Source organism: Stenotrophomonas sp. AR029 (assembly GCF_047520695.2).
Classification (GTDB): Bacteria; Pseudomonadota; Gammaproteobacteria; order Xanthomonadales; family Xanthomonadaceae; genus Stenotrophomonas; species Stenotrophomonas sepilia.
Genome location: NZ_JAXBQQ020000001.1, coordinates 870,702 through 897,672, shown reverse-complemented (window position 1 = coordinate 897,672; position 26,971 = coordinate 870,702). Strand labels below are relative to the sequence as shown.

General features: G+C 66.6%; 24 protein-coding genes and 2 pseudogenes. 14 read left to right on the top strand and 12 right to left on the bottom strand.

Annotated elements, in window-relative coordinates; translation table 11 throughout:
• Window positions 1–48: 48 nt before the first annotated feature.
• The 3 genes from ACM0PB_RS04240 to ACM0PB_RS04230 all read right to left on the bottom strand — a co-directional run bounded on the left by ACM0PB_RS04240 (window position 49) and on the right by ACM0PB_RS04230 (window position 1,895).
• Window positions 49–435, bottom strand: a complete 387-nt coding sequence (locus ACM0PB_RS04240; RefSeq protein ID WP_164230223.1) for a VOC family protein — start codon at window positions 433–435, stop codon at window positions 49–51.
• A 117-nt stretch (window positions 436–552) separates the two neighbouring features.
• Window positions 553–1,260: a helix-turn-helix transcriptional regulator gene (locus ACM0PB_RS04235; RefSeq protein WP_164230221.1), complete on the bottom strand. Its 708-nt coding sequence runs from the start codon at window positions 1,258–1,260 to the stop codon at window positions 553–555.
• Window positions 1,260–1,895 carry a Rossmann-fold NAD(P)-binding domain-containing protein gene (locus ACM0PB_RS04230; protein WP_065186555.1) on the bottom strand — a complete coding sequence of 212 codons (636 nt, stop codon included), beginning with the start codon at window positions 1,893–1,895 and terminating at the stop codon, window positions 1,260–1,262. The genes ACM0PB_RS04235 and ACM0PB_RS04230 overlap by 1 nt, the downstream gene beginning before the upstream one ends.
• A 105-nt stretch (window positions 1,896–2,000) precedes the next feature.
• Here ACM0PB_RS04230 and ACM0PB_RS04225 point away from each other — a divergent pair, with 105 nt between their 5' ends.
• Window positions 2,001–3,539: a GGDEF domain-containing protein gene (locus ACM0PB_RS04225; protein WP_005419936.1), complete on the top strand. Its 1,539-nt coding sequence runs from the start codon at window positions 2,001–2,003 to the stop codon at window positions 3,537–3,539.
• 65 nt (window positions 3,540–3,604) lie between these two features.
• Here the strand turns inward: ACM0PB_RS04225 and ACM0PB_RS04220 are convergent, their stop codons facing one another.
• Window positions 3,605–4,531: a DUF808 domain-containing protein gene (locus ACM0PB_RS04220; protein ID WP_138952235.1), complete on the bottom strand. Its 927-nt coding sequence runs from the start codon at window positions 4,529–4,531 to the stop codon at window positions 3,605–3,607.
• Between the two features lie 207 nt (window positions 4,532–4,738).
• Here ACM0PB_RS04220 and ACM0PB_RS04215 point away from each other — a divergent pair.
• Both ACM0PB_RS04215 and ACM0PB_RS04210 read left to right on the top strand, forming a co-directional pair.
• A pseudogene (locus ACM0PB_RS04215) lies at window positions 4,739–6,385 on the top strand (ABC1 kinase family protein); the annotation flags it as partial.
• A gap of 244 nt (window positions 6,386–6,629) precedes the next feature.
• Complete coding sequence (locus ACM0PB_RS04210) at window positions 6,630–8,735, top strand: phosphoglycerol transferase I (RefSeq protein WP_065186533.1); 2,106 nt, start codon at window positions 6,630–6,632, stop codon at window positions 8,733–8,735.
• A gap of 598 nt (window positions 8,736–9,333) precedes the next feature.
• On the opposite strand, the gene ACM0PB_RS04205 is transcribed toward ACM0PB_RS04210, so the two are convergent.
• Complete coding sequence (locus tag ACM0PB_RS04205; protein WP_065186534.1) at window positions 9,334–11,754, bottom strand: DUF3772 domain-containing protein; 2,421 nt, start codon at window positions 11,752–11,754, stop codon at window positions 9,334–9,336.
• A gap of 89 nt (window positions 11,755–11,843) precedes the next feature.
• Window positions 11,844–12,092, bottom strand: a complete 249-nt coding sequence (locus ACM0PB_RS04200; RefSeq protein ID WP_005419952.1) for a hypothetical protein — start codon at window positions 12,090–12,092, stop codon at window positions 11,844–11,846.
• A 182-nt stretch (window positions 12,093–12,274) separates the two neighbouring features.
• Here ACM0PB_RS04200 and ACM0PB_RS04195 point away from each other — a divergent pair, with 182 nt between their 5' ends.
• The 3 genes from ACM0PB_RS04195 to ACM0PB_RS04185 all read left to right on the top strand — a co-directional run bounded on the left by ACM0PB_RS04195 (window position 12,275) and on the right by ACM0PB_RS04185 (window position 14,598).
• On the top strand, window positions 12,275–12,769 hold the full coding sequence (locus ACM0PB_RS04195) for a lipocalin family protein (protein ID WP_005419954.1): 495 nt from the start codon (window positions 12,275–12,277) through the stop codon (window positions 12,767–12,769).
• A gap of 12 nt (window positions 12,770–12,781) precedes the next feature.
• Window positions 12,782–13,990, top strand: a complete 1,209-nt coding sequence (locus ACM0PB_RS04190) for an NAD(P)/FAD-dependent oxidoreductase (RefSeq protein WP_139727875.1) — start codon at window positions 12,782–12,784, stop codon at window positions 13,988–13,990.
• A 125-nt stretch (window positions 13,991–14,115) separates the two neighbouring features.
• Window positions 14,116–14,598 carry a hypothetical protein gene (locus ACM0PB_RS04185; protein ID WP_019661543.1) on the top strand — a complete coding sequence of 161 codons (483 nt, stop codon included), beginning with the start codon at window positions 14,116–14,118 and terminating at the stop codon, window positions 14,596–14,598.
• 204 nt (window positions 14,599–14,802) lie between these two features.
• Here ACM0PB_RS04185 and ACM0PB_RS04180 read toward each other — a convergent pair whose 3' ends face one another.
• Window positions 14,803–15,237, bottom strand: a complete 435-nt coding sequence (locus tag ACM0PB_RS04180; RefSeq protein ID WP_065178854.1) for a PepSY domain-containing protein — start codon at window positions 15,235–15,237, stop codon at window positions 14,803–14,805.
• Between the two features lie 145 nt (window positions 15,238–15,382).
• Between ACM0PB_RS04180 and ACM0PB_RS04175 the strand changes: the two genes are divergently transcribed.
• Genes ACM0PB_RS04175 through ACM0PB_RS04165 form a run of 3 tightly spaced genes read left to right on the top strand, consistent with a single transcriptional unit; the run spans window position 15,383 to window position 17,648 of the window.
• Window positions 15,383–15,673: a PepSY domain-containing protein gene (locus ACM0PB_RS04175; RefSeq protein ID WP_049415131.1), complete on the top strand. Its 291-nt coding sequence runs from the start codon at window positions 15,383–15,385 to the stop codon at window positions 15,671–15,673.
• Window positions 15,673–16,332: a response regulator transcription factor gene (locus tag ACM0PB_RS04170; protein ID WP_262090105.1), complete on the top strand. Its 660-nt coding sequence runs from the start codon at window positions 15,673–15,675 to the stop codon at window positions 16,330–16,332. Before ACM0PB_RS04175 ends, ACM0PB_RS04170 begins: the two co-directional genes overlap by 1 nt.
• Window positions 16,329–17,648 carry a sensor histidine kinase gene (locus ACM0PB_RS04165; protein ID WP_414604381.1) on the top strand — a complete coding sequence of 440 codons (1,320 nt, stop codon included), beginning with the start codon at window positions 16,329–16,331 and terminating at the stop codon, window positions 17,646–17,648. The genes ACM0PB_RS04170 and ACM0PB_RS04165 overlap by 4 nt, the downstream gene beginning before the upstream one ends.
• A 162-nt stretch (window positions 17,649–17,810) precedes the next feature.
• On the opposite strand, the gene ACM0PB_RS04160 is transcribed toward ACM0PB_RS04165, so the two are convergent.
• Window positions 17,811–18,131 (bottom strand): DUF6122 family protein, encoded by a 321-nt coding sequence (locus ACM0PB_RS04160; RefSeq protein WP_005411369.1) that lies wholly within the window; start codon window positions 18,129–18,131, stop codon window positions 17,811–17,813.
• Between the two features lie 44 nt (window positions 18,132–18,175).
• Window positions 18,176–20,065, bottom strand: a complete 1,890-nt coding sequence (speA, locus tag ACM0PB_RS04155; RefSeq protein WP_061480252.1) for an arginine decarboxylase — start codon at window positions 20,063–20,065, stop codon at window positions 18,176–18,178.
• 191 nt (window positions 20,066–20,256) lie between these two features.
• Here speA and speE point away from each other — a divergent pair, with 191 nt between their 5' ends.
• Complete coding sequence (gene speE / locus ACM0PB_RS04150; RefSeq protein ID WP_005419974.1) at window positions 20,257–21,108, top strand: polyamine aminopropyltransferase; 852 nt, start codon at window positions 20,257–20,259, stop codon at window positions 21,106–21,108.
• A 118-nt stretch (window positions 21,109–21,226) separates the two neighbouring features.
• On the opposite strand, the gene ACM0PB_RS04145 is transcribed toward speE, so the two are convergent.
• Window positions 21,227–22,132 (bottom strand): aspartyl/asparaginyl beta-hydroxylase domain-containing protein, encoded by a 906-nt coding sequence (locus ACM0PB_RS04145; RefSeq protein WP_032954620.1) that lies wholly within the window; start codon window positions 22,130–22,132, stop codon window positions 21,227–21,229.
• A 437-nt stretch (window positions 22,133–22,569) separates the two neighbouring features.
• Between ACM0PB_RS04145 and ACM0PB_RS04140 the strand changes: the two genes are divergently transcribed.
• Together ACM0PB_RS04140 and ACM0PB_RS04135 are read left to right on the top strand one after the other, a co-directional pair.
• Window positions 22,570–23,229 (top strand): RIO1 family regulatory kinase/ATPase domain-containing protein, encoded by a 660-nt coding sequence (locus ACM0PB_RS04140; protein WP_005419978.1) that lies wholly within the window; start codon window positions 22,570–22,572, stop codon window positions 23,227–23,229.
• A gap of 117 nt (window positions 23,230–23,346) precedes the next feature.
• Window positions 23,347–23,994, top strand: coding sequence for a VOC family protein (locus ACM0PB_RS04135; protein ID WP_242441370.1), 648 nt, complete (start codon window positions 23,347–23,349; stop codon window positions 23,992–23,994).
• A 168-nt stretch (window positions 23,995–24,162) separates the two neighbouring features.
• Here the strand turns inward: ACM0PB_RS04135 and ACM0PB_RS04130 are convergent, their stop codons facing one another.
• Window positions 24,163–24,501 (bottom strand): P-II family nitrogen regulator, encoded by a 339-nt coding sequence (locus ACM0PB_RS04130; RefSeq protein WP_005411374.1) that lies wholly within the window; start codon window positions 24,499–24,501, stop codon window positions 24,163–24,165.
• Between the two features lie 155 nt (window positions 24,502–24,656).
• On the opposite strand from ACM0PB_RS04130, the gene ubiK reads away from it, so the two are divergent.
• The gene (gene ubiK, locus ACM0PB_RS04125; protein ID WP_005419983.1) at window positions 24,657–24,908 is read left to right on the top strand and encodes a ubiquinone biosynthesis accessory factor UbiK; all 252 of its coding nucleotides are present in this window, start codon (window positions 24,657–24,659) and stop codon (window positions 24,906–24,908) included.
• Window positions 24,909–25,033: 125 nt separating this feature from the next.
• A complete protein-coding gene (gene arr / locus ACM0PB_RS04120; protein ID WP_414604380.1) occupies window positions 25,034–25,468 on the top strand; it encodes an NAD(+)--rifampin ADP-ribosyltransferase in 435 nt (144 codons plus the stop codon).
• Window positions 25,469–26,371: 903 nt separating this feature from the next.
• Here the strand turns inward: arr and ACM0PB_RS04115 are convergent.
• Window positions 26,372–26,554: pseudogene (locus ACM0PB_RS04115) on the bottom strand (DUF998 domain-containing protein); the annotation flags it as partial.
• Window positions 26,555–26,971: the final 417 nt, after the last annotated feature.

Here is a 26,971-nt window from a genome sequence, read left to right as displayed (position 1 = left end):
GGCAAGAAGCAAGCCGAGCATGGGCTCGGCTCCACAGATCGCCTGCGATCAATCGCGCGCGACCATACCCTCGGCACGGCTGTACACACGCAGGCGATGACCATCCGGATCGGCGCCGACGAAGGTGTGGCCGAATTCCAGCGTTGTTGGTGCCTGCAGGATCTGCACGCCCAACGCGCGCCACGCATCGTGCATCTGCTGCACGGCGTCGGGGTTGGCGACCACCATCGCCAGTTCGGCGGCACCGGCCTGCGCGGACACCGGAGGCTGCACGTCATCGCGCTGCCACAGGCCGAGTGCGGCACCATCACCGAGCAGGAACAGCGCAAAGCCGGGCGACTGTTCAACCGGTGGTTTGCCGAGGATGCCACTGTAGAAGGTTGCGCTGATGGCGACGTCGTGCACGTACTGCAGCAGGGTGCTGGGTGTGAACATGGGGAAGCTCCGTTGTTGGGAGCATTCATGGTGGTATGGGCCTGCTGACACATTCTGTCAGTAGAGGGGACTACCGGTAGAGTCGACTCTACCCCCCGCTCTCGGCTGTTGCTGTGGTTATGAGCGATCCAGCCAGTCGGGTGCAATGCCCTGCGCCTTCTGCCAGCGCCGCCGCAGGGTGGCGCGCGGCACGCGGTAGCGGTCCTCCAGCACACGCACCTGACGGATGCGATCCAGCCGGAAATGGCGGAAATCCTCGCGGTGCTCGCACCACGCCGCCAGCATCGGCACCTCATCGAAGTAGCCCAGCGCGAACGGCCAGACGACGCGCGCGCTGCGCTGGCCGTGCGCATCCTCGTAAGCGAACTTCAGGCGCTGCTGCGATCCCACGGCTTCGCGCACGGCCTGCAGGCGTGCTGCCGGCACCTTGGCCGCAGCACGCGAAGGTCCCACGCGCAGGCCACTGTCACGCAATGCCTCGCGGCGTGCCGCAGGCAACACATGGGCGATACGCGCCAGGGCATCACGTGCGGCCTCGGCCAGCGCCGGCTCGGTGCGCGCGGCGACCCAGCGCAGGCCCAGCACCAGCGCGTCGATCTCGGCCGGTGGCAGGGTCATGGGAGGCAAGGTATCGCTGGGTGCCAGCTGGTAGCCGACGCCGGCCTCGCCACGCAGGTCGGCGCCCTGCTCGCGCAGGGTCTCGATATCGCGGTACAGCGTGCGCAGGCTGATGCCCAGCGCTTCGGCCAGCGCCTGCCCGGCCACCGGCCGTCGATGACGGCGCAGCAGCTGCAGCAGCTGGGTCAGGCGCAGCGCTCGCGACATCAGCCGACCAGCGTGCTCGACGCCACCACGTGCTCGCCCGGCTGCGGGGCCAACGCAGCCTCGACCAGCGCCCTGGCAATCTCGGTGGCCGGATTGATCCGCCACGCACGCGGCAACACCGGTCCCAAAGCACCCAGCACCGTCAGTGCCAGGCGTTCGCCGCGACGCACCTCGTTGCGCTCGCCCCCGATCAGCCCTGGGCGGACCAGGGTCAACGAGTTGAATCCCAGCGCGCGCAGGTCACGCTCCAGCTCGCCCTTCACCCGGCTGTAGAAGATCGACGACTGTGGATTGGCGCCGGCTGCGGAGTTCAGCACAAAGGCCTGCGCACCCTGCGCCTGCGCCAGGCGGGCGAACGCCAGCGGATAGTCGTGGTCGATACGGTGGAAGGCCTCGCGGCTGCCGGCCTGGGCGATGGTGCTGCCCAGCGCGCAGATGACCGCGTCAACGCGCGCCCATTCTGGCGAAGTGGGCAACGCGTCGAATGCCAGCACCGGGTTCTCCAGCTTCCCGTGAGTCAACGCCAGGGGGCGGCGGGTCGGGGCAACCACGGCGCTGCAGCGCGGGTCGTCCAGCAGCCTGCGCAGGGTCAGCCCACCGACCAGGCCGGTCGCCCCCAGCAACATCACGCGCATCACCACCTCCACTGCGGCATCCTGTCGCCCATCCTAGCCGTTCAAGCCCTCGGCGGCCGCGCCGATATGCTGGAACCAGTCCCTGCCAGCCCCAGGATTCGCTCCATGACGGACCAGCCCGACCACCGCCCTGCCCCCGGTACCGCCCTTGGGCCGCCGGCACGCGTGCGCGCGGTGGTGGACGATGGGCGGGGTGACCGCGTAGTGCTGCAGGGCGGCGGTGGCGTGGCGCTGCAGCAGCTGTTCGCAGGCGCCGATGCGCCGGAACCGCTGCTGGCGGCGTTCGCCAACGGCATGGCCACCCTGCCCGGCGAACTGGGCGACATGGGCGACCGCCTGCAGTCCGCACAGGCCAGCGCCGATTGGCCGCGCTATGGGCGCGCGATGCGGCAGCTGATCGACAAGTACATTCGCACCATCGAGCAGCATTCGCCGGACGGGCAGCCGGAAAGCCTGCGCCTGTCCGAGCAGCTGCGGCTGCTGCTGGGCGGTGCGGTGGTGGCCCTGCTGCAGCACGACCCGGACCTGCGCGAGCAAGCGCAGGCGCTGGCCCTGCGCCTGCGCCAATGGCAGCCGGGCACGGCCCTGGAACCCATCGAACAGGGCGTGCGCGAACTTGGCCACCAGGTCGGCGTGCGTGCCGAAAGCTGGCAGGAGCAGCAGGCGCTGCTGCTGGAGCTGTTCGCGCTGCTGCTGGAGAACGTCAGCGAACTGCTGGATGACCGCAGCTGGCTGCAGGGCCAGATCGCGGCGGTACGCCAGTTGCTGGACGGTCCGTTGGAAGCGGAAGCGGTCGAGCGCACCCGGGCCGAACTGCGCGAAGTGATCTACAAGCAGGGGCTGCTGCGCCAGGGCATCGACGATTCGAAGGCGGCGATGCGCGGGTTGATGGGCGAGTTCATCGAGCGCATGGATGGCATGGCCACCAGCACCGGCGAATACCACGACCGCATCGGCAGCTACGCGTTGCAGCTGCGCGAGGCGCGCAGCATCGCCGACCTCAACCAGCTGCTGCAGGAGGTGATGCGCGATACAGGCAAAGTGCAGCAGCAGGCCGCACAGGCCCGCGATCACCTGGCCAATGCGCGGCAGGAAGTGGAGCGCGCAGAGCAGCGCATTGCCGAGCTGGAGCAGGAACTGCGCGCCGCTGGTGACCTGGCACGCATCGATCCACTGACCCAGGCGCTGAACCGCCGTGGCCTGGACGAACTGCTGGAGCGCGAGCTGGCCCGCGCCGCACGCAACAACTCACCCCTGGGCGTGGCCGTGATCGACCTGGATGATTTCCACCAGACCAACGACGCGCATGGGCATGCCGGTGGCGATGCGTTGCTGCAGCACCTGGTGGCCGTGTGCAAGCTGCTGCTTCGCGCCACCGACGGCATCGCACGGCTGGGCGGCGACGAGTTCGTGCTGGTGCTGCCGGAAACCCAGGGCGCCGACAGCATGGCCACCGTGCAGCGCCTGCAGCGCTCGCTGGCCCATCGCGTGCTGACCGTGCAGGACCAGCGCGTGCCGGTGCATTTCAGCGCCGGGCTGGCGCAGTGGCAGCCCGGTGACGATACCGAAACCCTGCTGCGGCGTGCCGATGACGCGCTGTATGCGGCCAAGCGGCAGGGCAAGAACCGGGTGCAGGCGGGGTGATCGTGGAATGGGGTCAGATCCCTTTTCCAACGGGAAAAGGGATCTGACCCCGAGGGTCTACGGGCTTATTTACCGCGCAGCTTCTGCAACCCGGTCACCGCTGCCAGCACGATGGCGCCGGCGATGATGCCGACCACCATGTTGGCCGCAGCACTGATCAGCCAGCCCCACTGCCCTTCGCCGCCCAGCGCCTGCACCGCGTGGTGCAGGGCCGGCACGTTGTGCACCAGGATGCCGCCGCCGACCAGGAACATGGCGATGGTGCCGGCCACCGACAGGAACTTCATCAGCCACGGCGCCGACGCCACCAGCCCGCGACCGAAGGCGGCAATGGCACCGCCCTTGCGCGACAGGTACAGCCCAACGTCATCGAGCTTGACGATGCCCGCCACCAGTCCGTAGACGAACACGGTCATCGCCAGTGCGACCACGCTCAGCGTGAGGATCTGGTTGGTGAACGACGCAGTGGCGACCACGCCCAGGGTGAGCACGATGATCTCGGCCGAAAGGATGAAGTCGGTGCGGATCGCGCCCTTCACCTTGTCCTTCTCCCACGCGACCATGTCCACCTGCGCGTCAGCCAGCGCCTTGCGGCGTTCGGCCTGGCGCTCGGCATCGTCGTCGGAGGAATGCAGGAAGCGGTGCGCCAGCTTCTCCACGCCTTCGAAGCACAGGAAGGCACCGCCGATCATCATCAGCGGCACGATCAGCGGCACGTTCCAGCCGCGGCTGCGCAGCCAGGCTTCCAACGCACTGATCGCCAGGGCCGCCGGCACCAGGATCACCTTGTTGACCAGCGAGCCCTTGGCCACCGCCCACACCACTGGCAGCTCGCGGTTGGCGTTGACCCCGGTCACCTGCTGCGCGTTCAGCGCCAGATCGTCGCCCAGCACACCGGCGGTCTTCTTCGCGGCGACCTTGGTCAGCACCGAGACATCGTCGAGCAGGGAGGCGATATCGTCGAGCAGGGCGAACAGGCTGGCACCGGCCATGGGGCGTCCAAGAGAGGGAATGCGCCGATTCTGACCGATCCGCCGGTCTCCGCGATAGCCGCGGGGTTCACCGCATGCCCACCTTCCCCCGGCGACACTGCCGAATCCGGACATTGCCGGCCAGCGCCCGGCACTACCGTCCTTGCCGCATGGGAGTTCCGCTTGAGCAATCCGCCCACCGCCAATGGCAATCCCCCGCTGGTCAAAGGCATGAACCGGCGCAGCCAGATCCTGCGCCTGCTGATGCGCTACCGCCATTCGGGCGTTTTCTCGGGCATGAACCTGGACGTCGCCAGCAACCAGGCCGACGTGCCCGCCGATGGCAACCCGGAGCAGTTCGTCAGTGACCTGGAGGCCTTGGGGCCGACCTTCGTCAAGCTGGGCCAGATGCTGTCCACCCGCCCGGACATGGTACCGGTGGAGTTCGCCACCGCCCTGGAACGCATGCAGGAAAAGGTGGCGCCGATCCCGGTCGAGCGCATCCACGCCATCATCGAGCAGGAGCTGGGCGTGGGGGTTAGCAAGCTGTTTGCCTCGTTCGATCCCGAGCCGTTGGGCTGTGCGTCGATCGCGCAGGTGCATCGCGCGGTGCTGCATGATGGCCGCCAGGTGGCGGTGAAAGTGCAGAAGCCTGAGGTGGCCGCGCAGCTGCGCTCGGACCTGGAAGCGCTGCGCAGCTTTGCGCTGGCCGCCGATCACCTGACCCAGGTGGGCCGCCGCGTGCGCCTGCGCGATTGGCTCAACGAGTTCGCCAAGACCCTGATGCAGGAGCTGGACTACCACGCCGAGGCCGAGAATCTGGCCCGCTTCGGACGGCATCTGCGGCCCTTCCGCCGCCTGTGGGTGCCGCAGCCGATCTGGGACTACAGCAGCCAGCGCGTGCTGACCATGGAGCTCGCCACCGGCGTGCGCGTGGATGCGATCTCTGGCGTGCGCCGCACCGAGCAGGACATGGATCCGCTGGCAGCGGCGCTCATCCGCGGCTATCTGGACCAGATCTTCGTGCATGGCGAGATCCATGCCGACCCGCACCCGGGCAACCTGCGGGTGATGCCCGATGGCCGGCTGGCGATCTTCGACCTGGGCATGGTCGCGCACATGCCGCCGCGCCTGCGCGAGCGGCTGCTGAAGATCCTGTTCGCCGCCGTCGATGGCCGCGGCGAAGAGGTGGCCGACGATCTGATCAGCATCAGCACGCGGCTGGAGGCCTTCGACGAAGAGCGCTACCTGCGTGAGACCGGCCAGCTGATCGCGCGCTACGCCGCCAGTGGCAGCTTCTCGGAAGGCCGCGTGGTGCTGGACATGGTGCGCATCGCCACCGCCTGCGGCCTGCGCACGCCGCCGGAACTGAGCCTGCTGGGCAAGGCCCTGCTCAACCTGGAAACCGTGTGCCGGCTGCTGGCACCGGAGCTGGACACGCGCCGCATCGTCGAGCGCCAGCTGCAGCACGTGATGCGCGCGCGCCTGAAGAAATCCCTGTCGGCGGCCAACATCGCCAGCGAGGCGATGGAGCTGCAGCAGCTGCTGCGCGATGGGCCGCGCAAGCTGTCGGACATCATGGCGCTGCTGGCCGAGAACCGCCTGCAGATGAAGGTGACCGGGCTGGAAGAATCGCGATTGATGGAGAACCTGCAGAAGATCGCCAACCGCGTGGCGGCCGGCATCATCAGCGCCGCGTTGATCATGGCTGCGGCAATGATGATGAAGATCGACACCGGCTGGCACCTGTTCGGCTATCCCCTGATCGCACTGATACTGCTGCTGATCGGCGTGGTGCTGGGGCTGGGCATCGTTACCAGTGCATTGCTGTTCGATCGTCGCGCGCGGGCGCGCGAGGAACGCGGGCACCGCTGATGCATTGGCGAAAAGCCGCGTATTCATGCGGTTTTTAATGCAATCCAACGAAGCCTTTCACGCTCGTTTTACCTTCGCGGCGTGATTGCACGCGCGTCCTTTCAACAAACATTTCAGTCAGCTTCGTGCATGCACTATCGGGTCATCGGCCTGTCATGTGGATGTGCTTGCAGCAGCGCCGGTCGGATGGACACGCGTCGGTACGACGTCCATCGCCACCACCCCGTCACTGCCGAAGCTGCCTATGCTCTGGATACTGCTGCTGTCGTTGTTGCTGCTGTGCTGGCTGTTCCTCGCGTCCGACAAGTGGGTGTGGTGGAAGGCCGGTGCATTCTCGCTGCTGTTGCTGATGCTCAGCACGTGGTGGCTGATCGACAAACTGTCCGGTGATGGGCTCAACGCCGCCACGCTCTATCACCTCGGCGCCGACATGGAAGGCGCTGGTGTCTCCGACTTCAAGGGCTACATCGCCGGCTTCATCGTGCTGGCGCTGGTCTCGCTGCTGCCACTGTTTGCCACGCGGGTGAAACGCTGGCGCCGGCCCGGCCACGGTGGTGCGCTGTTCGCCGGTTTCGCGACCGTGTGGGTGGCCACGATCCTGATCAGCCCGCTGGCCCGTGACGGCCAACGCCTCTACCAGCAGCTGCGCCCGGTCGATTTCGCCCGCATCGCCCCCGAGTACCAGGTGCCGACGCAGCCGTTGCAGCGCCCGCGCAACATCGTATGGATCTACGGCGAGAGCCTGGAACGCACCTATCTGGACGAGGCCGTGTTTCCCGGCCTGATGCCCAACCTCAACCGCCTGGCATCCGAGTCGCTGGACGTACGTGGCCTGGCCTCGGCCGAAGGCAGCGGTTGGACCATCGCCGGCCTGGTGTCGTCAATGTGTGGCGTGCCGCTGACCACCTCGCAGGGCGACGAGAACAGCATGGACCGCATGGGCAGTTTCCTGCCCAAGGCGGTGTGCCTGGGCGACTACCTGAAGCAGCAGGGCTACACCAACCATTACCTGGGCGGCGCCAACGGCCAGTTCGCCGGCAAGGGCCAGTTCCTGGCCAGCCATGGCTTTGACGAAGTGCATGACCTGGCATGGTTCAAGCAGCAGAAGAAGATCGGCCGCATCCACTACTCGGCCTGGGGCGTGCACGACGACGTGCTGCTGGACACCGCCTACCAGCGCTTCGAGCAGCTCTCACGCGCCGGTTCACCGTTCATGCTGACCACGCTGACCATGGACACCCACCACCCGGCGGGCCACCTGCCGGTGTCGTGCAAGGGCGAGCGCTACCGGAGCGGGTACGGCAACATCGGCCTGCTCAATGCACTCAAGTGCACCGACCGCCTGATCTCACAGCTGGTCGAGCGTATCCAGGCCAGCCCGTATGGGAAGGACACGCTGATCGTGATCGCCTCCGACCACCTGGCGATGCCCAACGACCTCAGCCACGTGCTGGCCAAGCAGAAGCGCGAGAACCTGCTGCTGTTCCTCGGCGACGGCATTGCCCCGCAGCAGCTCAGTGCCGACGCTGGCACCACCCTGGATTCCGGTGCGACCCTGCTCAGCCTGCTGGACCCGAACCTGAAGACGATGGGCTTTGGCCGCTCGCTGATCGACCCGCAGCGCGCGCCCAGTGCCAGCGTGGCCGCGCGGCGCGATGATGGCCGCGACTACCCGCAGTACCTGGCCTTCGCCCGTTCGCTGTGGCTGGGCCAGCCGACCCGCGAACTGAAGATCGATGGCGATGACCAGGTGGTCGTTGGCCTGCAGCACGTGCAGCCGCCGGTGCTGCTGGAGTACGACAAGGAGTGGGGCTTGAAGTCGGTGTACCTGGAAAACACCTCGCGCCAGTTCGATGATGCCAACCCGGACAACACCCTGGCCTACGTCGACCGTTGCACCGCGTTCGAGGACGGCTCGGCCGATGGTGACTGGTGCGCCCTGCTCGTCAACCGCGACAACGGCTTCAAGCTGTACCGCGACAACGACCTGCGCGGTGGCATCGCGGTGGATGCACCGCTGGATACGCTCCAGGGCCCGCGCCCAAGCGTGCGCCAGGCACACATGATCACCCAGAAGGGACGCCGTACGCGTGCCGGCCAGTACATGCTGCAACTGGTGGCGAGCACGCGCCCGGACCGCGGTTTCTGGATCGAAGCGGTGTCCTCGCAGCGCAAGGTGGTACTGGCCCAGCAGTGGGTGCAGCCCGATGCCAACGGCAAGATCAACGTGTCGTTCGGGCTGGATCACGAAGTGGACGATCTGGAGATCCGCGCGTGGTTGAACCACGCCGAGAAGCTGGCGGTGGATACGTTCGCACTGGTGCCCTCGCGCAGCCGACCGCGGGGGTAGGCCTATTTGCAGGGCTGCGCCCTGCACCCGCTACAAACCGGAGCAACGGCAACAGCAACAGCGTGCATTCCGTGGTTGGGCGGGGCGGTGTCGGAGTGCGGGGACGCCGTAAATCCGTCCCTGGAGGCTTGGCAGCCGCATCCATGCGGCTGACACCCCGCACTCCGACACCGCCCCACCTCTGACAGAGTCCTGCGGCTGTCGGTAGGTGCAGACCTTGGTCGACACTTTTGTGAGATATCGAAATCAATCTGGGGTCAGATCCGTTTTCCGGAGGAAAACGGATCTGACCCCAAAAGCAATTCCAAAAGATCGCGGAAAACTGTCGAAGGCGGGGTGGGTCCGGTTGCGGGGGCGTGAGCCGCATGGATGCGGCGACCGAGCTTACATGGGTGAGGGCGCTTCGCTTGCGAAGCACTGCTTCGCAACCGCCCGAACGCGCAGCCGCCAGCGGCTGGGCCGGGCCCCGGAGGGGTACCTGCAGCGGCCCCCGCAACCGGACCCACCCCGCCATCCCACAGGAAACCAGCTTTTGTCGTTGCCGTTGCCGTAGCTCCGGCTTGTAGCGGGTGCAGGGCGCAGCCCTGCAAAGAAACCCCTACTCCTGCGGATCGCGGATGATGTGGATGTCGGTCGGGGTCGACAGCGGAATGTTCCGCTCGGCCAGGATCTGCAACAGGCTGAAGTACAGGTCGCTGCGGGTGGCGTACACCTGCCGCGGGCTGGCCACGTAAGCGAAGCTGTTGATGGTGATCTGGCCACCGGCAATGCTGTCGATGTAGACCGTCGGTGCCGGCTGTTTCAGCACGTTGGTGTGCGCGGTGTACGCATCCAGCAGCGCCTGCCGCAGATTGCCGACATCCGTGCTGGGCGGCACCGCGAACTGGATCTGGATGCGGCCCTGGTTGTTGCCCATCGTCATGTTGCGCACGGTCTTGGTGACCAGCTCGGAGTTGGGCACGATCAACGTCGACTTGTCGCCCACCTGGATCTCGGTCGACCGCAGGCTGATGCGGCGGATGTCGCCCTCCTGGTCGCCCAGCTTCACCCAGTCGCCGATCTTCACCGGCCGCTCGGCCAGCAGGATCAGGCCGGAAACAAAGTTCTGGGTGATCACCTGCAGGCCGAAACCGATACCCACCGACAGCGCGCTGACCAGCAATGCCAGCTTGCTCAGCTGCAGGCCCATCGCCGACAGCGCCCAGATCACCGCGATGATGATGCCCACATAGCGGGCAACGGTACTCACCGAATTGCGCGCGCCCAGATCCAGCTCGGTCTTGGGCAGGTAGGTGTCGGTCAGCCAGCGCTGTACCAGCTGGGTAACGGCCAGGCCAGCCAGCAGCACCAGCACCGCCAGCACGATGCGCACCGGCTCCAGCTTGGTTCCGCCAATGTCGAATCCAGAGGTGAACAGCGAAGAGAAGCGCTCCACCACCGCGCCGATGTTGCCGAACGGTGCCACCAGCGCCAGCAGCGCGATCAGTACGACGATGGTGCGCAACGCCGCCGACAGCAGCACGCCCGCCTGTTCCAGCCGCGATACGCTCAGGCCGGTGCTGAGCAGGATGGTCTGGCCGACCTTGCTGTCGGCGTTGAGCATCCAGGTGCTCAGGTCATCGACGAACTTGAACAGCAGGGTTGCGGCCAGCACGACGATGCTGCCGCCGATCAGCTGCTGGTTCACGAACTTGGCGAAATTCAGGTAGCCCAGCAACGTGGCAACGATGGCCGCCACCACCGCGATATTGCCCGCTACCCGGGCCAGCACCAGCCAGCTGCTGCGGCGCACGGGCGTGGTTGCCCCCACGCCATCGGCCTGTGCTTCCAGCTTGGCCTCGGCCTCGGCGGTCTGCCGGCGATGCAGGCGCGCCAGGGTCACCAGCATGGCCATGATCAGGCCGAGGTAGGTCAGGGCAATCAGGCCGTCCAACGCCACCGTGGTGACGTCGCTGGTGCGCGTAGCCTGGTCGAGGGCCACCAGCACCGTGCTCAGCCAGGCCAGCGCCGCCGCACCCCAGGCATATTTGCGCAGCTTCAGCGCGGCGGTGTCGTCCAGGTTCAACAGCCGCCATGACGGGCGCTTGGGCACCAGCAGGCAGGCGCTGAGCGCGGCAATGAACGCCGCACGGAAGGTGGCGGTCTCCAGGCCGTCGGCCACGACCTGCAAGCGCGGCGCGATGGCATCGATCGCATCCAGCGCCGCCATCAGTACCACCACGGCATAACCGGGCAGCAGCGTGCCCACCAGCAGCAGCCACATCGCCAGGCCAGACCGGCGCAGTCGTCCATCAGGCGCGCGCTCGGACGCGGCGAACTGCCGCCCCAGCCTGCGCAGCCACAACCGCAGCGGGAACATCATCACCAGCGCGGCCAGCAGGCCCAGCAACGGCGTGCCCCAGCCATGGGTGCGGATGCCGGCCACCAGCGCGTCACGCCCCTGCTCGGCCAACGGCGCAACGCGCGCGATATCGATCGGCAGGCGCTCGGCCACCTTGCTCCACAACGCAGGCGACAGCGGCGAGGCGACCTTCTGGCCCAGTTCTTCCGTACGTTGTGCGGTGCGCTGCTGCTCGATGTCCGCCGCCAGCTGCTGTGCACGCACGGCACTGGCCTTGGCCTGGGCCACCGACGCGGCCAGGGCGTCGCGCTGCCTGGTTATGGCCCGTCGCTGCGCTGCCAGCTCCGGCGGCTCCGTGGTGCCCTCGGCAGGCGTCCCCAGCTGCGCCAGCTGCTCGTTGATGCGATCCAGCTGGGGCTGCAGTGCCTTTTCCAGTGCCTCGGCGTCACGCCGTGCCTGCGAGGCATTCTCGGACAGCATCGCCAGCGTCTCGGTGGCTTCCGCATCGCCACGTTTGCGCTCGACATCCTTCAACCGCGAATCGATGTCCGCCAGCTGTTGCTTGGGCGTGGGGTCCTCCTCCTGCGCCAGCACCGGCGCGGACAGCAGGAAGGCAGTGCACAGCAGCAGGGCCCACCAGGGCCCTCGTGCACGGATCGATCGCAGGAAAGAAGACACGCAGCCACACCGGTTCGCGCGGACCACCGCGCCTGCGCGCGACTATACGGCAGAGGCGGTAAAGGACGGATGGGGGACGCGCAGCAGTATCAGTACTTGAGGCGCAGCTCTTCCACGGTCGGCTGCTGCAGCGCGTACCAGTCCTGGAACTCTTCCTCGGTGATCTCATCGGGCGCATATACCGCCACCGGGTGCCACTCGTGGTCGGTCGGCAGTGGCTGGCGCGGGCCGGCTCGCAGGCTGTAGCTGACGCCCTCGTAGTCGACCAGATCATCGACCTGCGGCCACTGTTCGCGTGCGAACGCGGATTCACTCTTCAACAGGATCACCTGGTACATCGGCACCTCCACCTTGGTTGGATCAGGAAAACACGGCGCTGGCGGCAGGATACCGCCATGCCGGTGACAACAGGCACGTCGCAGCGGCGACGGATCGTTCTGGACACGGCCATCGCCCCGGCTTCACCCGCCCATGGCGAGCCCATCGGCATCGTGGAGGCCCGCCCCTGCCACGATGACCGATGACCGAGCACCCGCCGCTGAAGACCGTCGCCGACCTCAAGCTGCCGCGCTACCTGGGCACCTGGTACGAGATCGCGCGCCTACCGATGCGCCACGAGCCGGAAGGCTGCACCGATGTGTCGGCGCACTACACCCTGCTCGACAACGGCAATGTCGGCGTCACCAACCGCTGCCGCATGGACGGCGAGATCGAAGAGGCCACCGGCGAGGCCTGCGCCGTCGACAACGACAGCGCGCGCCTGGAGGTCAGTTTCCTGCCCAAGGGCCTGCGCTGGCTGCCGTTCGCCAAGGGCGACTATTGGGTGATCCAGGTCGCCCCGGACTACAGCGTCTCGCTGGTCGGCAGCCCGGATCGCAAGTACCTGTGGCTGCTGGCGCGCGAGCCACGCCTGGACGCGACCGTGCAGGACCATTATCTGGCCGCGGCCCGCCTGCAGGGCTTCGATCTGTCCGAACTGATCCAGACCCCGCATACCGGCCACCCCACCGCCTGAGCACGACCACGCATGGACCTGAAAAGTGGCTACCCCTGGTGGGCAGTGCGCAACGGACTGCTGCAGGCCTTTCCCCCACTGGAGCAGGATCTGCGCTGCGACGTGCTGGTGGTCGGTGGCGGCATCACCGGTGCGCTGATCGCCGACGAACTGTCCGCCCACGGCCACGAGGTGGCGGTGATCGAGCAGCGCGACATCGGCTGGGGCAGCACGGCGGCCAGCACCGCGCTGTTGCAGTATGAGATCGATACCCATCTGCTGGAACTGGCCGAGCGCTATGGCAAGGATGCCGCCGCCCTGGCCTACCTTGCCTGTGCCGACGCGATCCCGGCGCTGGCTGAAGTGGCACGCGGGCTGAAGGAGGTGGACTTCCGGCAGATGGACAGCCTGTACCTGGCCAGCCGGCGGCGCGACGTGCCGCGCCTGATGGCCGAAGGAGCTGCACGCCGTGATATTGGACTGGACGCGCGTTGGCTGGACCGCGAAGCCCTGCGCGAACGCTTCGACGTGGATGCCGGCGGCGCCCTGCTGACCCGCCAGGCGGCGCGGGTCGATCCCTACTGCCTCACCTACGGCCTGCTTAAACGCGTGCGCCGTCGCGGCGGCCATGTGCACGACCGCACCGTGCTGCACACGCTCAAGCCTGGCGCGCAGGGCGCAACGGCGATGACCGAGGCCGGCGCCACGGTCCGTGCCCGCCACGTGGTCCTGGCCATGGGCTACGCCAACCAGCGTTGGCTTGAACAGCGGGTCGCGCGCAACCGCAGCAGCTACGCCTTCATCACCGACCCGATCGATGCAGGCACGCTGGGCCGGCTGCAGCGCACGATGGTGTGGGAGAGCGCACGCCCGTACCTGTACCTGCGCGCCACCGGCGACCGCCGCCTGCTGGTGGGTGGGCTGGATGACGCCATCGATATCCCGGCGCGGCGCGACCGGCGCGTGCAGCGCAAGGCCGAAAAGCTGATGGATCAGCTGCTGCACTGGTTCCCGCGGCTGGACCCGGTGCCCGCCTTTTCCTGGGCCGGCACCTTCGCCGAAACCGCCGACGGCCTGCCCTTCTTCGGCCCGCACGCGCAGTGGGGGCCGCGGGTCCATTTCGCCATGGCCTACGGCGGCAACGGCATCACCTATTCGATGATCGGCGCCCAACTGCTGCGCGCCCGGATCGAGCGGCGCAGGCATGCGCTGGAAGGGCTGTTCGGGTTCGGGCGGTTGTGACCTGCAGCCGGCCGTGGCCGGCTCTACCCCAATCCGGGGCCGACAGGCATCATTCAAGCAACCCCTGCTAGCGTCGGCCTGTACCGCCGCGTGTTGCGTGGCCACCTGTTCGCTGGAGCGCCGTCATGATCCGCCCCCTGACCCTGCTGCTGTGCCTGGCCCTGCCGGGAACCGTGCTGGCCCAGTCCGCCGCCGGCGCCACCGCGCCGCAGGCTGCCGGCCTGGACCTGACGCTGCCGCAGGCGCCGATGCGCTATCTCAACGACCCGGCCCTGCAGCAGGACCCGCCCGGCACCTATTACGGTGACAAGAGCGGCCCGCGCGTGCACGACGACGCGAAGATCGCCGACGTCACCGACGACAAGGTCAAGGTGTCCGGCAGTTTCACCACCGGCATCGGCTATTCCAAGAACGGTGGCAACAGCCACTACAACGCGGCCACGCTGAACCTGAGCAAGAACTACACCACCGATGAGGGCAAGACCCACGGGGTCAACGTCAACATCCACGTGAGCGAAGGCAAGGGACCGGGCTTCTTCGGTCCGTATGGCGGCTATTACGGCCGCGGCCCGGGCTATTGGGACTACCCGCCGCCGTACGGCTGGTAAGCTCCGCGCCGGGCCCGGGCCGACCCAGGTGGCCGCTATCGCTGCGTACGCTTGGTAGATGTCGACCTTGGTCGGCACGCTTTCTCCCCGTGTGCCGGCCAGCGGCCGGCATCTACCGGTACCTATGCCCGGTAGGTGTCGACCTTGGTCGACACGCTTTCTCCCCGTGAGCCGGCCAGCGGCCGGCACCTACCGGCACGCGAATCAATCCAGCCAGCCATCGCGCTCGCTGTGCAGGATGCGGCCGTCATAGCCGCTCAGGCGCACCTCTACCTTCTGGTTGCGGGCATTGCGGGCTTCCAGCGACCAGGTCGCACCATCGCGTTCCAGCGAATGGATCTCGCGCAGGCCATGCGACTGCGCCCGTGCCAGCACCTGCTCGGTAGTCAGCAGCGCGCGGCCGCTGTGCTCGTCGAAGATCTCGCCGGTCTTCGGGTCCACGTAGACCTCGCTGAAGCGGCCATCGGCGCGGCTCACGTCAGCCTCCCACAGGCCATCATCGCGTTCGATCTCGTGGATCTGGGTGTAGCCGGCCTTGCGCAGGGTCTGTTCAACCTGGGCCATGCCCAGCGGCGCGGCCTGTACGGCCGGCGCGACGGCAAGCAGGGCAACAGTGGCGAGGGTGAGCGACTTCAACATGGGGGTTCTCCTGTTCGTGGCCGGACCATCCCGGCAACGCCACGATGCATGCCTCGGTTAACAGCGCCTTAGCCGTGGCTGTTAGCCGGCTGTTAGTCATCCCCGCCACACTCGCGCCTGTTCCCCTCTTTCCTTCCGTACCCGCATGCTCACCACCCTGCCCCTGCTGCTGGCCCTGGCCAACGCCCCGACCGCCGCCGCGCCCCTGCAGGACCCGGCGCAGCAGGTCGCGCGTCGCGCCGTGCAGCAGGGCCGCTACGTGCCGCTGGAAAGCGTGGTGCGCGATGCACTCAAGCGCTACCCCGGCCAGCTGCTGGAAGTGGAGCTGGACGACGGCGTCTACGAAGTAGAGATCCTGCGCGGCGACGGCGTGGTGGTGGAGCTGGACTATGATGCGCGCAGCGGAAAGCTGCTGAAGACGGAGCTCGACGACTGATGCGCATCCTGTTGGCCGAAGACGATGCCGCACTGGCACAGCGCCTGGTGCCCCTGCTGGAACAGGCCGGCTATGTGGTGGCGGTGGTCGCCGACGGTCGCCAGGCCGAGGAGATCGGCCAGATCGAGGACCTGCAGGCCGCCATCGTCGACCTCGGCCTGCCCGGACTGGATGGACTGAGCGTGATCGAGCGCTGGCGCGGCAATGGCCGCAGCTTTCCGGTGCTGGTGCTGACCGCGCGCGGGCGCTGGCACGACAAGCTGGCTGGCTTCGATGCCGGTGCCGACGACTACCTGACCAAACCGTTCCAGGCCGACGAACTGGTGCTGCGGCTGCGCGCCTTGATCCGCCGCAGCCACGGCCACGCAAGCCCCCGCCTGCACTGCGGCCCGCTGCAGCTGGACGTCAACGTCGGTCGTTTCGAGCTGGACGGCAAGCCGTTGCCGCTCAGTCCGCAGGAGTTCCGGCTGCTCAGCTACTTCATCCATCACAGCGGCCAGGTGATCGGCCGTGATCGCCTCGGCGAACAGGTGTTCGACGGTGGCCACGACCCAGACTCCAACGCACTGGACGTGCTGCTCGGACGCGTGCGCCGCAAGCTCGGCATCGACCTGATCCAGACCGTGCGCGGCCAGGGCTGGCGGCTGGCCGCGCCGTGAGCCGGCAACCATCGCTGCGACGGCGCCTGCTGCTGGCCGGCGGCGTCGGCCTGCTGCTGGTCTCGCTGCTGGCCAGCGCGCTGCTGGGCGAGCTGTTCAAGCGCAGTGCGCGTGACCGCCTCGACCACGAACTGCAGCAGGACATGCTGACCCTGCTGGCGCAGGCCGAAGTGGATGCGGACGGACAGCTGCGCCTGCGCCAGGAACCCAATGACGCACGCTTCCAGCGCGTGTTCTCCGGTGCCTACTGGCAGATCGCCGGGGCCGATGGCCGCGTGTTGCTGCAGTCGCGCTCGCTGTGGGATGAAACCCTGCCGGCGCCGGTTGCCGGGCCCGCCACCCGCAACCTGGCCGGGCCGCTGCAGCAATCCCTGCGCGCACGCGTGCAGCAGGTGCGCCTGCCACGCGCCAGCGAACCGTTCGTAGCCGTGGTCGCCACCGATCGCAGCACACTGGATGCGGATGTTGCCGCGTTCCGCAACCGCACCGCCATCGCCCTGGGCGTACTGGTTGCGGCGTGGCTGGCGGTGCTGTCCAGCCAGGTGCACTTCGGCCTGCGCCCACTGCATCGCCTCGGTGCGCAGCTGGAACGGGTACGCCGCGGTGATGTGCTGCGCATCGACACGCAGGAACTGGGCGCGGAGGTCGCACCGCTGGGGGAAGAACTCAATGCACTGCTGGACCACCAGCAACGCATGGTCGCGCGTGCGCGCACCAGTGCACAGGATCTGGCGCATGCGATGAAAACCCCGCTGAGCGTGCTGGCCACCGAAGCTGACGGCGATGGCGCGGACTGGCGGGCCACCGTGCGCGAGCAGAGTGCGCGCATGCAGGCCAGTGTCGACCGTTACCTGGCTGCAGGACTGGCCGCCGACCATCGCCAGCGCACCGACGTGGCGGCCGTCGCACAGGCGATGTGCCGGCTGATGGCACGCGTGCATGGCGAACGTGGCATCGCGTTCACGGCGGCGGGCATCGACCCGACGCTGCAGTTCGCCGGTGCCAGCGCGGATCTGGAGGAGATGCTGGGCAACCTGCTGGACAATGCCGGGCGCTGGGCACAACGGCAGGTCCAGGTCAGCGCGGAGGCCGACGACGGCCAGTTGCGCATTGGGGTCCGCGACGACGGCCCCGGCCTGGCTGCAGACGCGCTGGAACGGGTCACCCAGCGTGGCGTGCGGCTGGATGAGCGCGTGGGCAGCAGTGGATTGGGGTTGGCGATCGTGGGCGATATCGCCGCCAGTTATGGCGGACGCGTGGCGCTGGAGAATGTCCAGCCGGGCCTGCGCGCGACGTTGTGGTTGCCGGTGGCGTGAAGCGACCAACCTGACGGTGGGTAGTGCCGGCCGCTGGCCGGCAACCACGTAGGCACCGGGAATTCCCTGCGGAAGCCGGCCAGCGGCCGGCTCTACCGAGCGTCAATCCGGCCGGTCGCCGTGCTCCCGTAGGTGTCGACCTTGGTCGACACGCAGCAAGCATCAACGGTGGTGCATCCACCAGCAATCAATTGCGTCCAGCACGATGTGGATGATCAGACCGATGCCGAACAACCGCGTTTTCTTCGGCACGCACAGCCCGGCATAGACCGCAATGGCCGGTGCGGTGTGCAGCGGATGGAAACCAATGCTGCAGCGGTTCGGTGCATAGATCGGGTCGGCCAGCAGATGGTCCAGGTCGATGATCCAGCCCAGCAGCATCAACAACCACGCCGAGGCGAAGCGCTTGCGCCAGAACAACCATGCCAGCAACGCTGGCACGGCGGCATGCAGGAACAGGTGGAAGATCGCGCGCGCGCTCATCGGGGCCGGTAGCGCCGGGCCTATGCCCGGCATTCCCGTTTACCTCAGACCAACGGCTCGTCGGAGAGGTAGGTATAACCGGTCAGGCCGGCTTCCAGCGCGTCCGACAGTTCCTGCGCGCGTTCCGGCGACAGCTGCGCTGCAGCCACGCGCTGCGCATAGGTCGCCCGCAGTTCGTCCAAGCGGTAACCCACGTAATCCAGCATCACGTCGGTGGTGTCGCCGCGGCGCTGCTGGGTAATGGCATAGCCATCGGCATCGGCCAGCACTTCCACCGCGTCGGTATCGCCGAACAGGTTATGGATGTCGCCCAGGATTTCCTGGTACGCGCCGACCATGAAGAAGCCGATGCGGTAGCTCTCGCCCGGCTTCATCTTGTGCAGCGGCAGCGAGCTGTCCAGGCTCTCGTTCTCGACATAGGTTTCCACCATGCCATCCGAGTCGCAGGTCATGTCAGCGATGATGCCGCGGCGGTCCGGGGTCTCGTCCAGGCGCTCGATCGGCACGATCGGGAACACCTGGTCGATCGCCCACACGTCCGGGATCGATTCGAACACGCTGAAGTTGACGAAGTACTTGTCGACCAGGCGCTCGTTCAGTTCGTCCAGCACCGGGCGATGGCTCTTCTCGTCATAGCTCAGGCGCGCACGCACGCCGTGGGCGATGGCGTAGAACAGATCGTCGATGCGCGCACGCTGCGGCAGGTCGATCTGGCCCAGCGCGTAGCTGGCCAGGCCTTCGGCATGGAAATGCTGGGCTTCCTGGAACAGTTCCACCGCCGGGCGCACGTCCAGCTCGTCATGGATCTCGCGCAGGTGGCGGATCGCCGCCGGCTCGTCGTCGTGCTGGTCCGGCACGCGGCCTTCCTGCGCCTCTTCCACTTCCGACACATTGGCGATCAGCACCGCGTGGTGTGCGGTCATCGCACGGCCGCACTCGGTGACGATGCGCGGTGGGGTCAGGCCGAACTCTTCGCAGGCATTGGCCAGCGGCTGCACGATGTTGCTGGCGTAGGAATGCAGGCCGTAGTTGATCGAGCAGAAGCTGCGCGAACGGGTGCCTTCATAATCCACGCCCAGGCCACCGCCCACGTCGACGTGGGTGATCTTCGCGCCCAGGCGCGACAGCTCCACGAAGTAGCGGGTGGCTTCGCGCATGCCGTTGGCGATGTCGCGCACGTTGGAGATCTGCGAGCCCATGTGGAAGTGCAGCAGGTTCAGGCAGTCGGCGTACTCGGTGTCACGCAGCGACTTCCACAGGTCCAGCAGCTGGCGCGGCGACAGGCCGAACTTGGCCTTGTCGCCACCGCTGTTCTGCCACTTGCCGGCGCCCAGCGAGGCCAGGCGCATGCGCACGCCCAGGCCCGGCTTCACGTCCAGCGCCTTGGACTCTTCCAGCACCAGCTTCAGCTCGGACGGCTTCTCGATGACTATGAAGGTCTGCAGGCCCAGCTTGCGGCCGATCAGGGCCAGGCGGATGTACTCGCGGTCCTTGTAGCCGTTGCAGACGATCAGCCCGCCCGGGCGCGACAGCGCCAGCACGGCCATCAGCTCGGGCTTGCTGCCCGCTTCCAGGCCGAAGCCCTCGCCGTGGTGGCTGGCCAGGGTGCCGGCCACGCCGCGGGTCTGGTTGACCTTGATCGGGTACACGGCGGTGTAGCCGCCGCTGTACTCCCAGTCCTGCTGGGCCTGGGCGAAGGCCGCCTGCAGCTTGCCCAGCCGCTGGCCGAGGATGTCCGGGAAGCGCACCAGCAGCGGCAGCTTGGCGCCCGCCGCGCGCGCCGCATCGACCACCTTGGGCAGCGACACCACCGGGCCGTCCGCCCCGGTCGGTCTCACCACCATGTGCCCGGCCTGATCCACGTCGAAGTAACCGTCCGCCCAATGCGGGATCGAGTAGGTCTTGCGGGCTTGGTCGAGGGACCAATCGGTCATTTCAGTCGGCCTTGTTGGCAATAAAAGGGGGGGCATGATAACGCCTATGTGCCCACAGGTTCGTTATCATGCGCGCCCGCGCCCGTGACAGGTTCCAACCTGAACGGGCCGATCCGTCCGGATGTGGCATCTGTGCCACGCGGCCCCGCCCGCCAGCCCGGCTCCACCCCTCCGAACAGGACCGTTTTCCAATGACTGACAGCAACAACTGGTACATCGAACACTTCGAGCGCACCGGCTCGGCCATCGGCTACCGCATCACCGGCAAGCTGGACGAGGTGCAGTCGCCGTTCCAGAAGATCGAGATCTTCCAGACCACCGACTGGGGCAACCTGATGACCATCGACGGGGCCATCATGCTGACCAGCAAGGACAACTTCTTCTACCACGAGATGATCAGCCACCCGGTGCTGTTCACCCACGCCGCGCCCAAGCGCGTGGTGATCATCGGTGGCGGCGACTGCGGCACCCTGCGCGAAGTGCTCAAGCACACCAGCGTTGAGAGCGTGACCCAGTGCGATATCGACGAGCAGGTCACCGTGATGGCGCGCAAGCACTTCCCGGAACTGTGCGACTCCAACGACGACGCCCGCGCCGAGCTGCTGTTCGACGACGGCGTGGCCTACATGGCCAACTGCCCGGCGGGCAGCGTGGACGTGGTGATCGTGGACTCGACCGACCCGGTCGGCCCGGGCGAAGGCCTGTTCAACAAGGCCTTCTACGAGAGCTGCTTCAAGGCCCTGAAGGACGACGGCATCCTGGTGCAGCAGTCCGAGTCGCCGCTGATGCAGCTGGAGCTGATCAACGAAATGCGCACCGAGATGGGCAAGGCCGGCTTCGGTTCGTTCAAGACCCTGCCGTTCCCGCAGCCGTGCTACCCCACCGGCTGGTGGAGCGTGACCATGGCGCGCAAGGGCGACAGCAGCTTCGACTTCCGCCAGGCCGACTCGGCCGCCAAGACCTTCAACACCCTGTACTACACCGCCGCGCTGCACACCGGCGTGCTGGTGACCCCGCCGTTCGTGCAGGCTGCATTGAAGTAAGGCGTGCCGACCAACGGTCGGCACCCACCAAGGCAAAAGAAAAACCCGCGCTGGCGACAGCGCGGGTTTTTTCATGTTCCGGTAGTGCCGGCCGCTGGCCGGCAACCTCATGTAACGATCAAAGCGCCCAGATACCGGCGATCACCGCCACCACCAGGCCCCACTTGATCAGCTGGTAGGCCACCACGCTGCGCTCGCGCAGTGCCTTGGCCTTCAGGCGCACCTTGTAGACGCTGCCGAATGCCTTGTTGACGCCACCGGTCGGGTCGCCCGGCAGGTTCGGCGAGGCGCCGCCGGCCAGCAGCGTGGCCGCCACCGCGCGGTTGAACAGCCCGGGCAGGCCGAAGCGCAGCGGGCGGGCGATGTCGCAGAACAGGATCACGCGGTCCTGCTGCGTCTCGTTGTGTGCATGGTGGATGTAGGTCTCGTCGAACATCATCCACTCGCCGTCGCGCCAGCTCTTCTTGATGCCGTCCACTTCGATGTAGCAGGCATCGTCGTTGGGCGTGCTCAGGCCCAGGTGCAGGCGCAGCGAGCCGGCGAACGGGTCGCGGTGCGGGCGCAGCTCGCTGCCCGGCGGCAGCTGCGCGAACATCGCCGCACGCACATCCGGGATCGACTCGATCAGCGCCGTGGTCTTCGGGCACAGCGTCTTCGCCGACGGGTGCGACGGGCCGTACCACTTCAGGTAGAAGCGCTTCCAGCCTCGGCGGAAGAACGAATTGAAGCCGGCATCGTTGAACGTGCTGGAGGCGGCGATCTTCTGCGCGTCGCGCAGCGCCAGCGCCTCGTCGCGGATCATCTGCCAGTTCTGGCGCAGCGGCTCCAGCTGCGGGAACTCCTTGCCCGGGTCCAGGAACGGCGTGGTCGGCACCTTCGAGAACATGTACATGACCACGTTGATCGGGGCCATGAAACTGGAGTGGTCCAGCAGCTGGCGCGACCAGCGCGCGCGGACCTTGCCACGGAAGTGGATGTACAGCACGCAGGCTACGAACAGCGCTGCAATGACGATTTTGATGATCAAAGCACTTTCCTCCAGCCGCGGCCGGAACGGGAAACGGGGCGATGCACGGCCAGGCGGCCAGCACCGATGGGGAACGCGGCAGGGGACGGGGACGTGCCGGAGGGGGGGCGGCCGCCGATGTCGCGGGTTAACAGCTTATGGTCGGCAGGCCGTGCGCCGGGGTCAAGTTGCCCGTGCGCCGCGTTCAGCCGGTTGTGGACGAGGCGCAGGGCTGAGCGCGCAAGCGATTGATACTAAAGGCCAACTGGAATAAGTGAGACAGAATTGTCCGATTCTGCGCGACGAACTGTTCCAGCCACGGCCCCGACATTTCTCCGACAAATCGTGGAATAGCGAACTGGCGAGTACTAAAATTAACGAAAACTTAGTAACTCCCTGTAACACCGGTTCGCTTGACGCTTTGCGCCACCCACCGGGTCGTCCGAGACCCCGACATGCATCTTCCTGCCCTGCCCCCCTCCTCCTGCGGCGATGACGCCGCCTCCCCGCTGCTGCTCAAGCGCGGCGAACGTTTCCTGGCCCCCGACGTCTACCGCACCTGCCTGGACGGGCGCGAGGCGGTCATCAAGGACTACTCCCGCTACCGCGGCACTCCCGTTTCGCTGATCGCGCGACTGATGGTGCGCCGGGAAGCCCGCATGCTGCAGCGCCTCGGCGGCTGGAAGCATGCCCCCGCGCTGCTCGGCACCCTCGGTGGCCTGGCACTGGGCATGGAGTTCATCCCGGGCCAGACCCTGAGCACCGCGCAGGCCGTGGGCAATGAAGTGTTCGAGCAGCTGCAGCACGCGCTCAGCCGCCTGCACGCCGCCGGCATCACCCACAACGACCTGCATGGCACCAACGTGGTGGTCAGCGGCGGCGTGCCGGTGCTGCTGGATTTCACCTCGGCCTGGCGCGCCCCGCGCTGGCTGCGCCGCAATCCACTGAGCCGGCAGATGCGCCGCAGCGACATGAAGAACCTGCTGAAGATCCGCCAGCGCGTAACCGGCCAGGCCCCGAGTGCCGCGCAGGCTGCACTGGTGGCCGACCCGGGCTGGGTGGCCGCGGTGCGGCAGGGCTGGAAGCGGTTCTACAAGTGGGCGAAGCGCCGGTAAGCGCTGTTCGCCCTGCATTGCTTGCGCGACTGCTGTTTGCCCCTGCATTTGCCCCGGACCACACGCCCGATGTGCTCTGCGATACTCGTCGGCACGCCACTCGCAAGGACGCTGGGGATGCCGACACCTGAACACACCCGCCTGCTGACTGCAGCCGCAAGATCCATACTGCGCCCCTTGGGCTGCGTGCAGAAAGGCCGTTCACGCACCTGGCTTGACGACCAGGGCTGGTGGGTCGGCGTGGTCGAATTCCAGCCTTCAGCATGGGACAGAGGCAGCTATCTCAATGTCGGCGCCTGCTGGCTCTGGGACGAGCAGGATTACCTGTCCTTCGATGAGGGCGGCCGCGTCGCCGGATTCGAGCGCTTCACCGATGCCGTGAGCTTTGCCTCGGTCGCGCAGGCACTGGCCAAGCAGGCCGCAGCCGAGGTGCTGGCCCTGCGTGACCGCTTTCCCACCCCGGGGCACGTGCGTACATTGATGAGCCGTCACCCCAATCCGGGCATCCGCGAACACATCTATGCGGGCATCACTGCCGGGCTCGCGGGCGCTTACGACGAGGGTCGCAGGCACTTGGCACTAGCCGCTACGGAAACCCACCCAGCGCCATGGGTCGATGTGCTGAAGCAACGCTGTGCCGAACTCATGCCGCTGCTGCAACCTGATGGCGGCTTCGAGGCAGAGATCGCCGCCACCGTGACGCGCACCCGCCGTGCGCTCGGTCTGCCGGAGTGGCGGTCGTCACCCCTCATTCCGCCGGGCTGATCACACCGGGAGGGCTCTTCATCGCATACGGGTGTTCGCGCCGCCCGATCCCGGCTGTAGACTCGAGCTTGCTCGACTCAACAACAAAGGGGTCAAGCATCCCGTCGCCCAGACTCCGCAGCGGTCCAGCCCCCCCCCCGCGCTGCAGTCGGCCGCCCCCACCCCTACTTACAACGCGTCCGCGTCCAGTTCACCGGTACGAATACGCACCACGCTGCCCAAGTCGTACACGAACACCTTGCCGTCACCGATCTTGCCGGTGCCGGCGGCCTTCACGATCGCCTCAACCACCGCCTCCACCTGGTCATCGGTCACCGCCACTTCCAGCTTCACCTTCGGCAGGAAATCGACCACATACTCCGCGCCGCGGTACAGCTCGGTATGGCCCTTCTGGCGACCAAAGCCCTTCACTTCCGTCACCGTGATCCCGGTAACCCCACGCTCGGCCAGCGCTTCGCGCACGTCGTCGAGCTTGAACGGCTTGATCACCGCCATGACCATCTTCATCGTCTATCTCCTGTCTTCCGGCGTGGAGGATAGCGCCTGAACGCTGCCCGTGCGAAGCCGCTGCGGCCTGTCCGGGCAGTGGGTGCCAGCAGTATCCTTGTGCCCGAATGGCCTGCCCGCGCCGGATGCACGGGCCCACCCCCACGGAGCACCCCATGATCGACCTGAATCAAATCGATGACCTCGCCCGTCGCCTCAGCGACCTGGTGCCGCCGGGTCTGCGCGAATCGCGCGAGGAACTGCAGGCCACCTTCAAGAGCGCGCTGCAGGCCGGCCTGGCCAAGCTCGACCTGGTCACCCGCGAGGAGTTCGAAGTGCAGCGCGCCGTGCTGCTGAAGACGCGCCAGAAGCTGGACGCGCTGGAAACCGCCGTGCGCGAGCTGGAAGGGCGCGGCGCCGCAGAATGAAAAAAGGAGGCGCACCGCGCCTCCCACTACAGAGTATTTCCCGGATGGGGCCTTGCAGCAAGGCCCACCGGGCGCCCTAGACTCGCCGGCCTGTCGATCCGGCAGGACACGCAGGGGCAGTGCCGATGGCGCAGGACACCGAATGGACACCCGTTTCGCATGACACCTGCCACCAGGTCGCCGGGCCGTTCTATCACGGCAACCGCGCTGACCTCGCGGTGGGCGAGCTGCTGAGCGCGGGCTTCCGCTCCAACTATCGCGACAGCGTGGTGATGAACCACATCTACTTCACCACGATTGCCAAGGGCGCCGGGCTGGCTGCGGAGATGGCCAAGGGTGAAGGGCGACCGCGTGTGTATGTGGTGGCGCCGACCGGGCCGTTTGAAGACGATCCGAATGTGACCAACAAGAAGTTTCCCGGGAACCCGACGCGGTCGTATCGGAGTGCGCAGCCCTTGCGGGTGGTTGGGGAGGTTACGGAGTGGGAAGCCTATGACGCGGAGTTCGTTCGGCAATTGAGGGCGTTTGTTGCTTCGGGGAGTGGGGAGATCATCAATTGATGGAAGGAGAGACCCATGCCTTGGCTCACGGAAGATCAATGTCGTCGAACGATGTCCGCTTTCGGACAGAAGCGGACGTTCAACTCTGGAATTAGTCCGACTCGCGAAGCAAGCTCGGCTTGACTGAACTGTTAGGCGCCAACCTGCGACCCGAAGCCGGCAGGAAGCAACCGAACGTCCTTAGACATGCAAATGCCATTACCCCCGGAAAATGGCCGTACACCCAAGATGGTGCCCTGCTGCGCGAGCTCTGCCTGGACAATGACGATAGGCTGCTCAGAGCCATCGTCCAGTATCTGAACTGCGCAGCATGGAAGGCTCATTGGAGCTGGAGTGGAACCACCCTGTACATAGAAGATGGCCGAGCCGGCCGCAACATCAGCCTCGGTCGCTGCGCGGCCGACCATGCAGGGTGAGGCATGCCAATCGGTTGCCGAAATGGGACCCCAAAGATCAGTCATAGCTGTAGTGGCGCCCAACTACCAAGTAGACGGACCCGTGGGTCCGGTTATGCGACTCGCCCACAAAGCACCGATCTGCGCGCTTCGCCTTGATACAACTCGATCTTAGGGCGGCAGGGTCCGGCTAACAGGGCAGCGTACAAATGGACCCAGTGGCAGGATCAGCGGCCGCACCAATGGCCGCCCTGGGTCGTAGGACGCCCGACGGCCACAAGCAGCCTTCCGGCTAGTATCATCTTTGATTGTCAACTCAAGATTTGTTTACGAACGTCAAGTCGCCTATCGAAACTCCATGGGGCGCCATGACTGAGTCTGCGCGTCAGAACATATTAATTGGCGGCAAGACAGGAACAGGTCAAACCCCTTTACGATCAATAGAATGAATCGCGACCAGCTCAAAAAACTCGAAAATGACCTGTGGTCAGCAGCCGACAAGCTCCGCGCCAACTCCGATCTCAAGGCCAGCGAGTACAGCACCCCAGTGCTCGGTCTGCAGCAGCTCGCTGGCGTGCTGTACAAGCGGGTTGTAGCCCGGCGCGAACAGGGCGGCAACGCTGGTCCAGAACAGGAACCACGGAAGCGGGACCAGACCCGCGCAGAGAAGCAGTCGGCTGCGGCGTGACACGTACGGTGGTCCTTGTTTGGCCTGCGCCAGTGGTTGGAATCCATTCGAACGCTGCAGAACCTTGCTGCTGTGGGCAGGACGGCCTTGATTGACTACAGCGGTAGTCAGATTGCGCGCGGCACTCGGTAGGTTCAATAGGCAGGAAGTCATTTAAACCATCTAGCCGGTGTCGCAACGGTTCGGTTGCATGAGCGATCACGCATGCCCGAAGGGCGAGTGCTGTCGCATTTGCCGCGCTTGGCTGCTCTGGCGGAAGAATTTGAAGACTCCGTTCCAGAAGTGCCTGTACGCCTAGCCCGCCAAGGCTCTCGCCCCTTTCCGCGCTATGCGACAATGCCGAAAACGTCTCGGGTTTTGGCGGCATTGACCCCTACCCGTTGGCATTCCGAACAACAGCAGGTAATCGTTACTGCGCCA

Excerpts from the sequence above, each read along its gene's own strand:
- ACM0PB_RS04230 (WP_065186555.1), bottom strand. The coding sequence starts at position 1,895 with ATGCGCGTGATGTTGCTGGGGGCGACCGGCCTGGTCGGTGGGCTGACC.
- ACM0PB_RS04220 (WP_138952235.1), bottom strand. The coding sequence starts at position 4,531 with ATGGCCGGTGCCAGCCTGTTCGCCCTGCTCGACGATATCGCCTCCCTG.
- ACM0PB_RS04135 (WP_242441370.1), top strand. The coding sequence starts at position 23,347 with ATGCCGACACCTGAACACACCCGCCTGCTGACTGCAGCCGCAAGATCC.
- ACM0PB_RS04170 (WP_262090105.1), top strand. The coding sequence starts at position 15,673 with ATGCGCATCCTGTTGGCCGAAGACGATGCCGCACTGGCACAGCGCCTG.
- ACM0PB_RS04195 (WP_005419954.1), top strand. The coding sequence starts at position 12,275 with ATGACCGAGCACCCGCCGCTGAAGACCGTCGCCGACCTCAAGCTGCCG.
- ACM0PB_RS04240 (WP_164230223.1), bottom strand. The coding sequence starts at position 435 with ATGTTCACACCCAGCACCCTGCTGCAGTACGTGCACGACGTCGCCATC.
- ACM0PB_RS04160 (WP_005411369.1), bottom strand. The coding sequence starts at position 18,131 with ATGAGCGCGCGCGCGATCTTCCACCTGTTCCTGCATGCCGCCGTGCCA.
- ACM0PB_RS04190 (WP_139727875.1), top strand. The coding sequence starts at position 12,782 with ATGGACCTGAAAAGTGGCTACCCCTGGTGGGCAGTGCGCAACGGACTG.
- ACM0PB_RS04180 (WP_065178854.1), bottom strand. The coding sequence starts at position 15,237 with ATGTTGAAGTCGCTCACCCTCGCCACTGTTGCCCTGCTTGCCGTCGCG.
- ACM0PB_RS04210 (WP_065186533.1), top strand. The coding sequence starts at position 6,630 with ATGCTCTGGATACTGCTGCTGTCGTTGTTGCTGCTGTGCTGGCTGTTC.
- ubiK (WP_005419983.1), top strand. The coding sequence starts at position 24,657 with ATGATCGACCTGAATCAAATCGATGACCTCGCCCGTCGCCTCAGCGAC.
- speA (WP_061480252.1), bottom strand. The coding sequence starts at position 20,065 with ATGACCGATTGGTCCCTCGACCAAGCCCGCAAGACCTACTCGATCCCG.
- ACM0PB_RS04130 (WP_005411374.1), bottom strand. The coding sequence starts at position 24,501 with ATGAAGATGGTCATGGCGGTGATCAAGCCGTTCAAGCTCGACGACGTG.
- ACM0PB_RS04175 (WP_049415131.1), top strand. The coding sequence starts at position 15,383 with ATGCTCACCACCCTGCCCCTGCTGCTGGCCCTGGCCAACGCCCCGACC.
- ACM0PB_RS04140 (WP_005419978.1), top strand. The coding sequence starts at position 22,570 with ATGCATCTTCCTGCCCTGCCCCCCTCCTCCTGCGGCGATGACGCCGCC.
- ACM0PB_RS04235 (WP_164230221.1), bottom strand. The coding sequence starts at position 1,260 with ATGTCGCGAGCGCTGCGCCTGACCCAGCTGCTGCAGCTGCTGCGCCGT.
- ACM0PB_RS04225 (WP_005419936.1), top strand. The coding sequence starts at position 2,001 with ATGACGGACCAGCCCGACCACCGCCCTGCCCCCGGTACCGCCCTTGGG.
- ACM0PB_RS04185 (WP_019661543.1), top strand. The coding sequence starts at position 14,116 with ATGATCCGCCCCCTGACCCTGCTGCTGTGCCTGGCCCTGCCGGGAACC.
- arr (WP_414604380.1), top strand. The coding sequence starts at position 25,034 with ATGGCGCAGGACACCGAATGGACACCCGTTTCGCATGACACCTGCCAC.
- speE (WP_005419974.1), top strand. The coding sequence starts at position 20,257 with ATGACTGACAGCAACAACTGGTACATCGAACACTTCGAGCGCACCGGC.
- ACM0PB_RS04200 (WP_005419952.1), bottom strand. The coding sequence starts at position 12,092 with ATGTACCAGGTGATCCTGTTGAAGAGTGAATCCGCGTTCGCACGCGAA.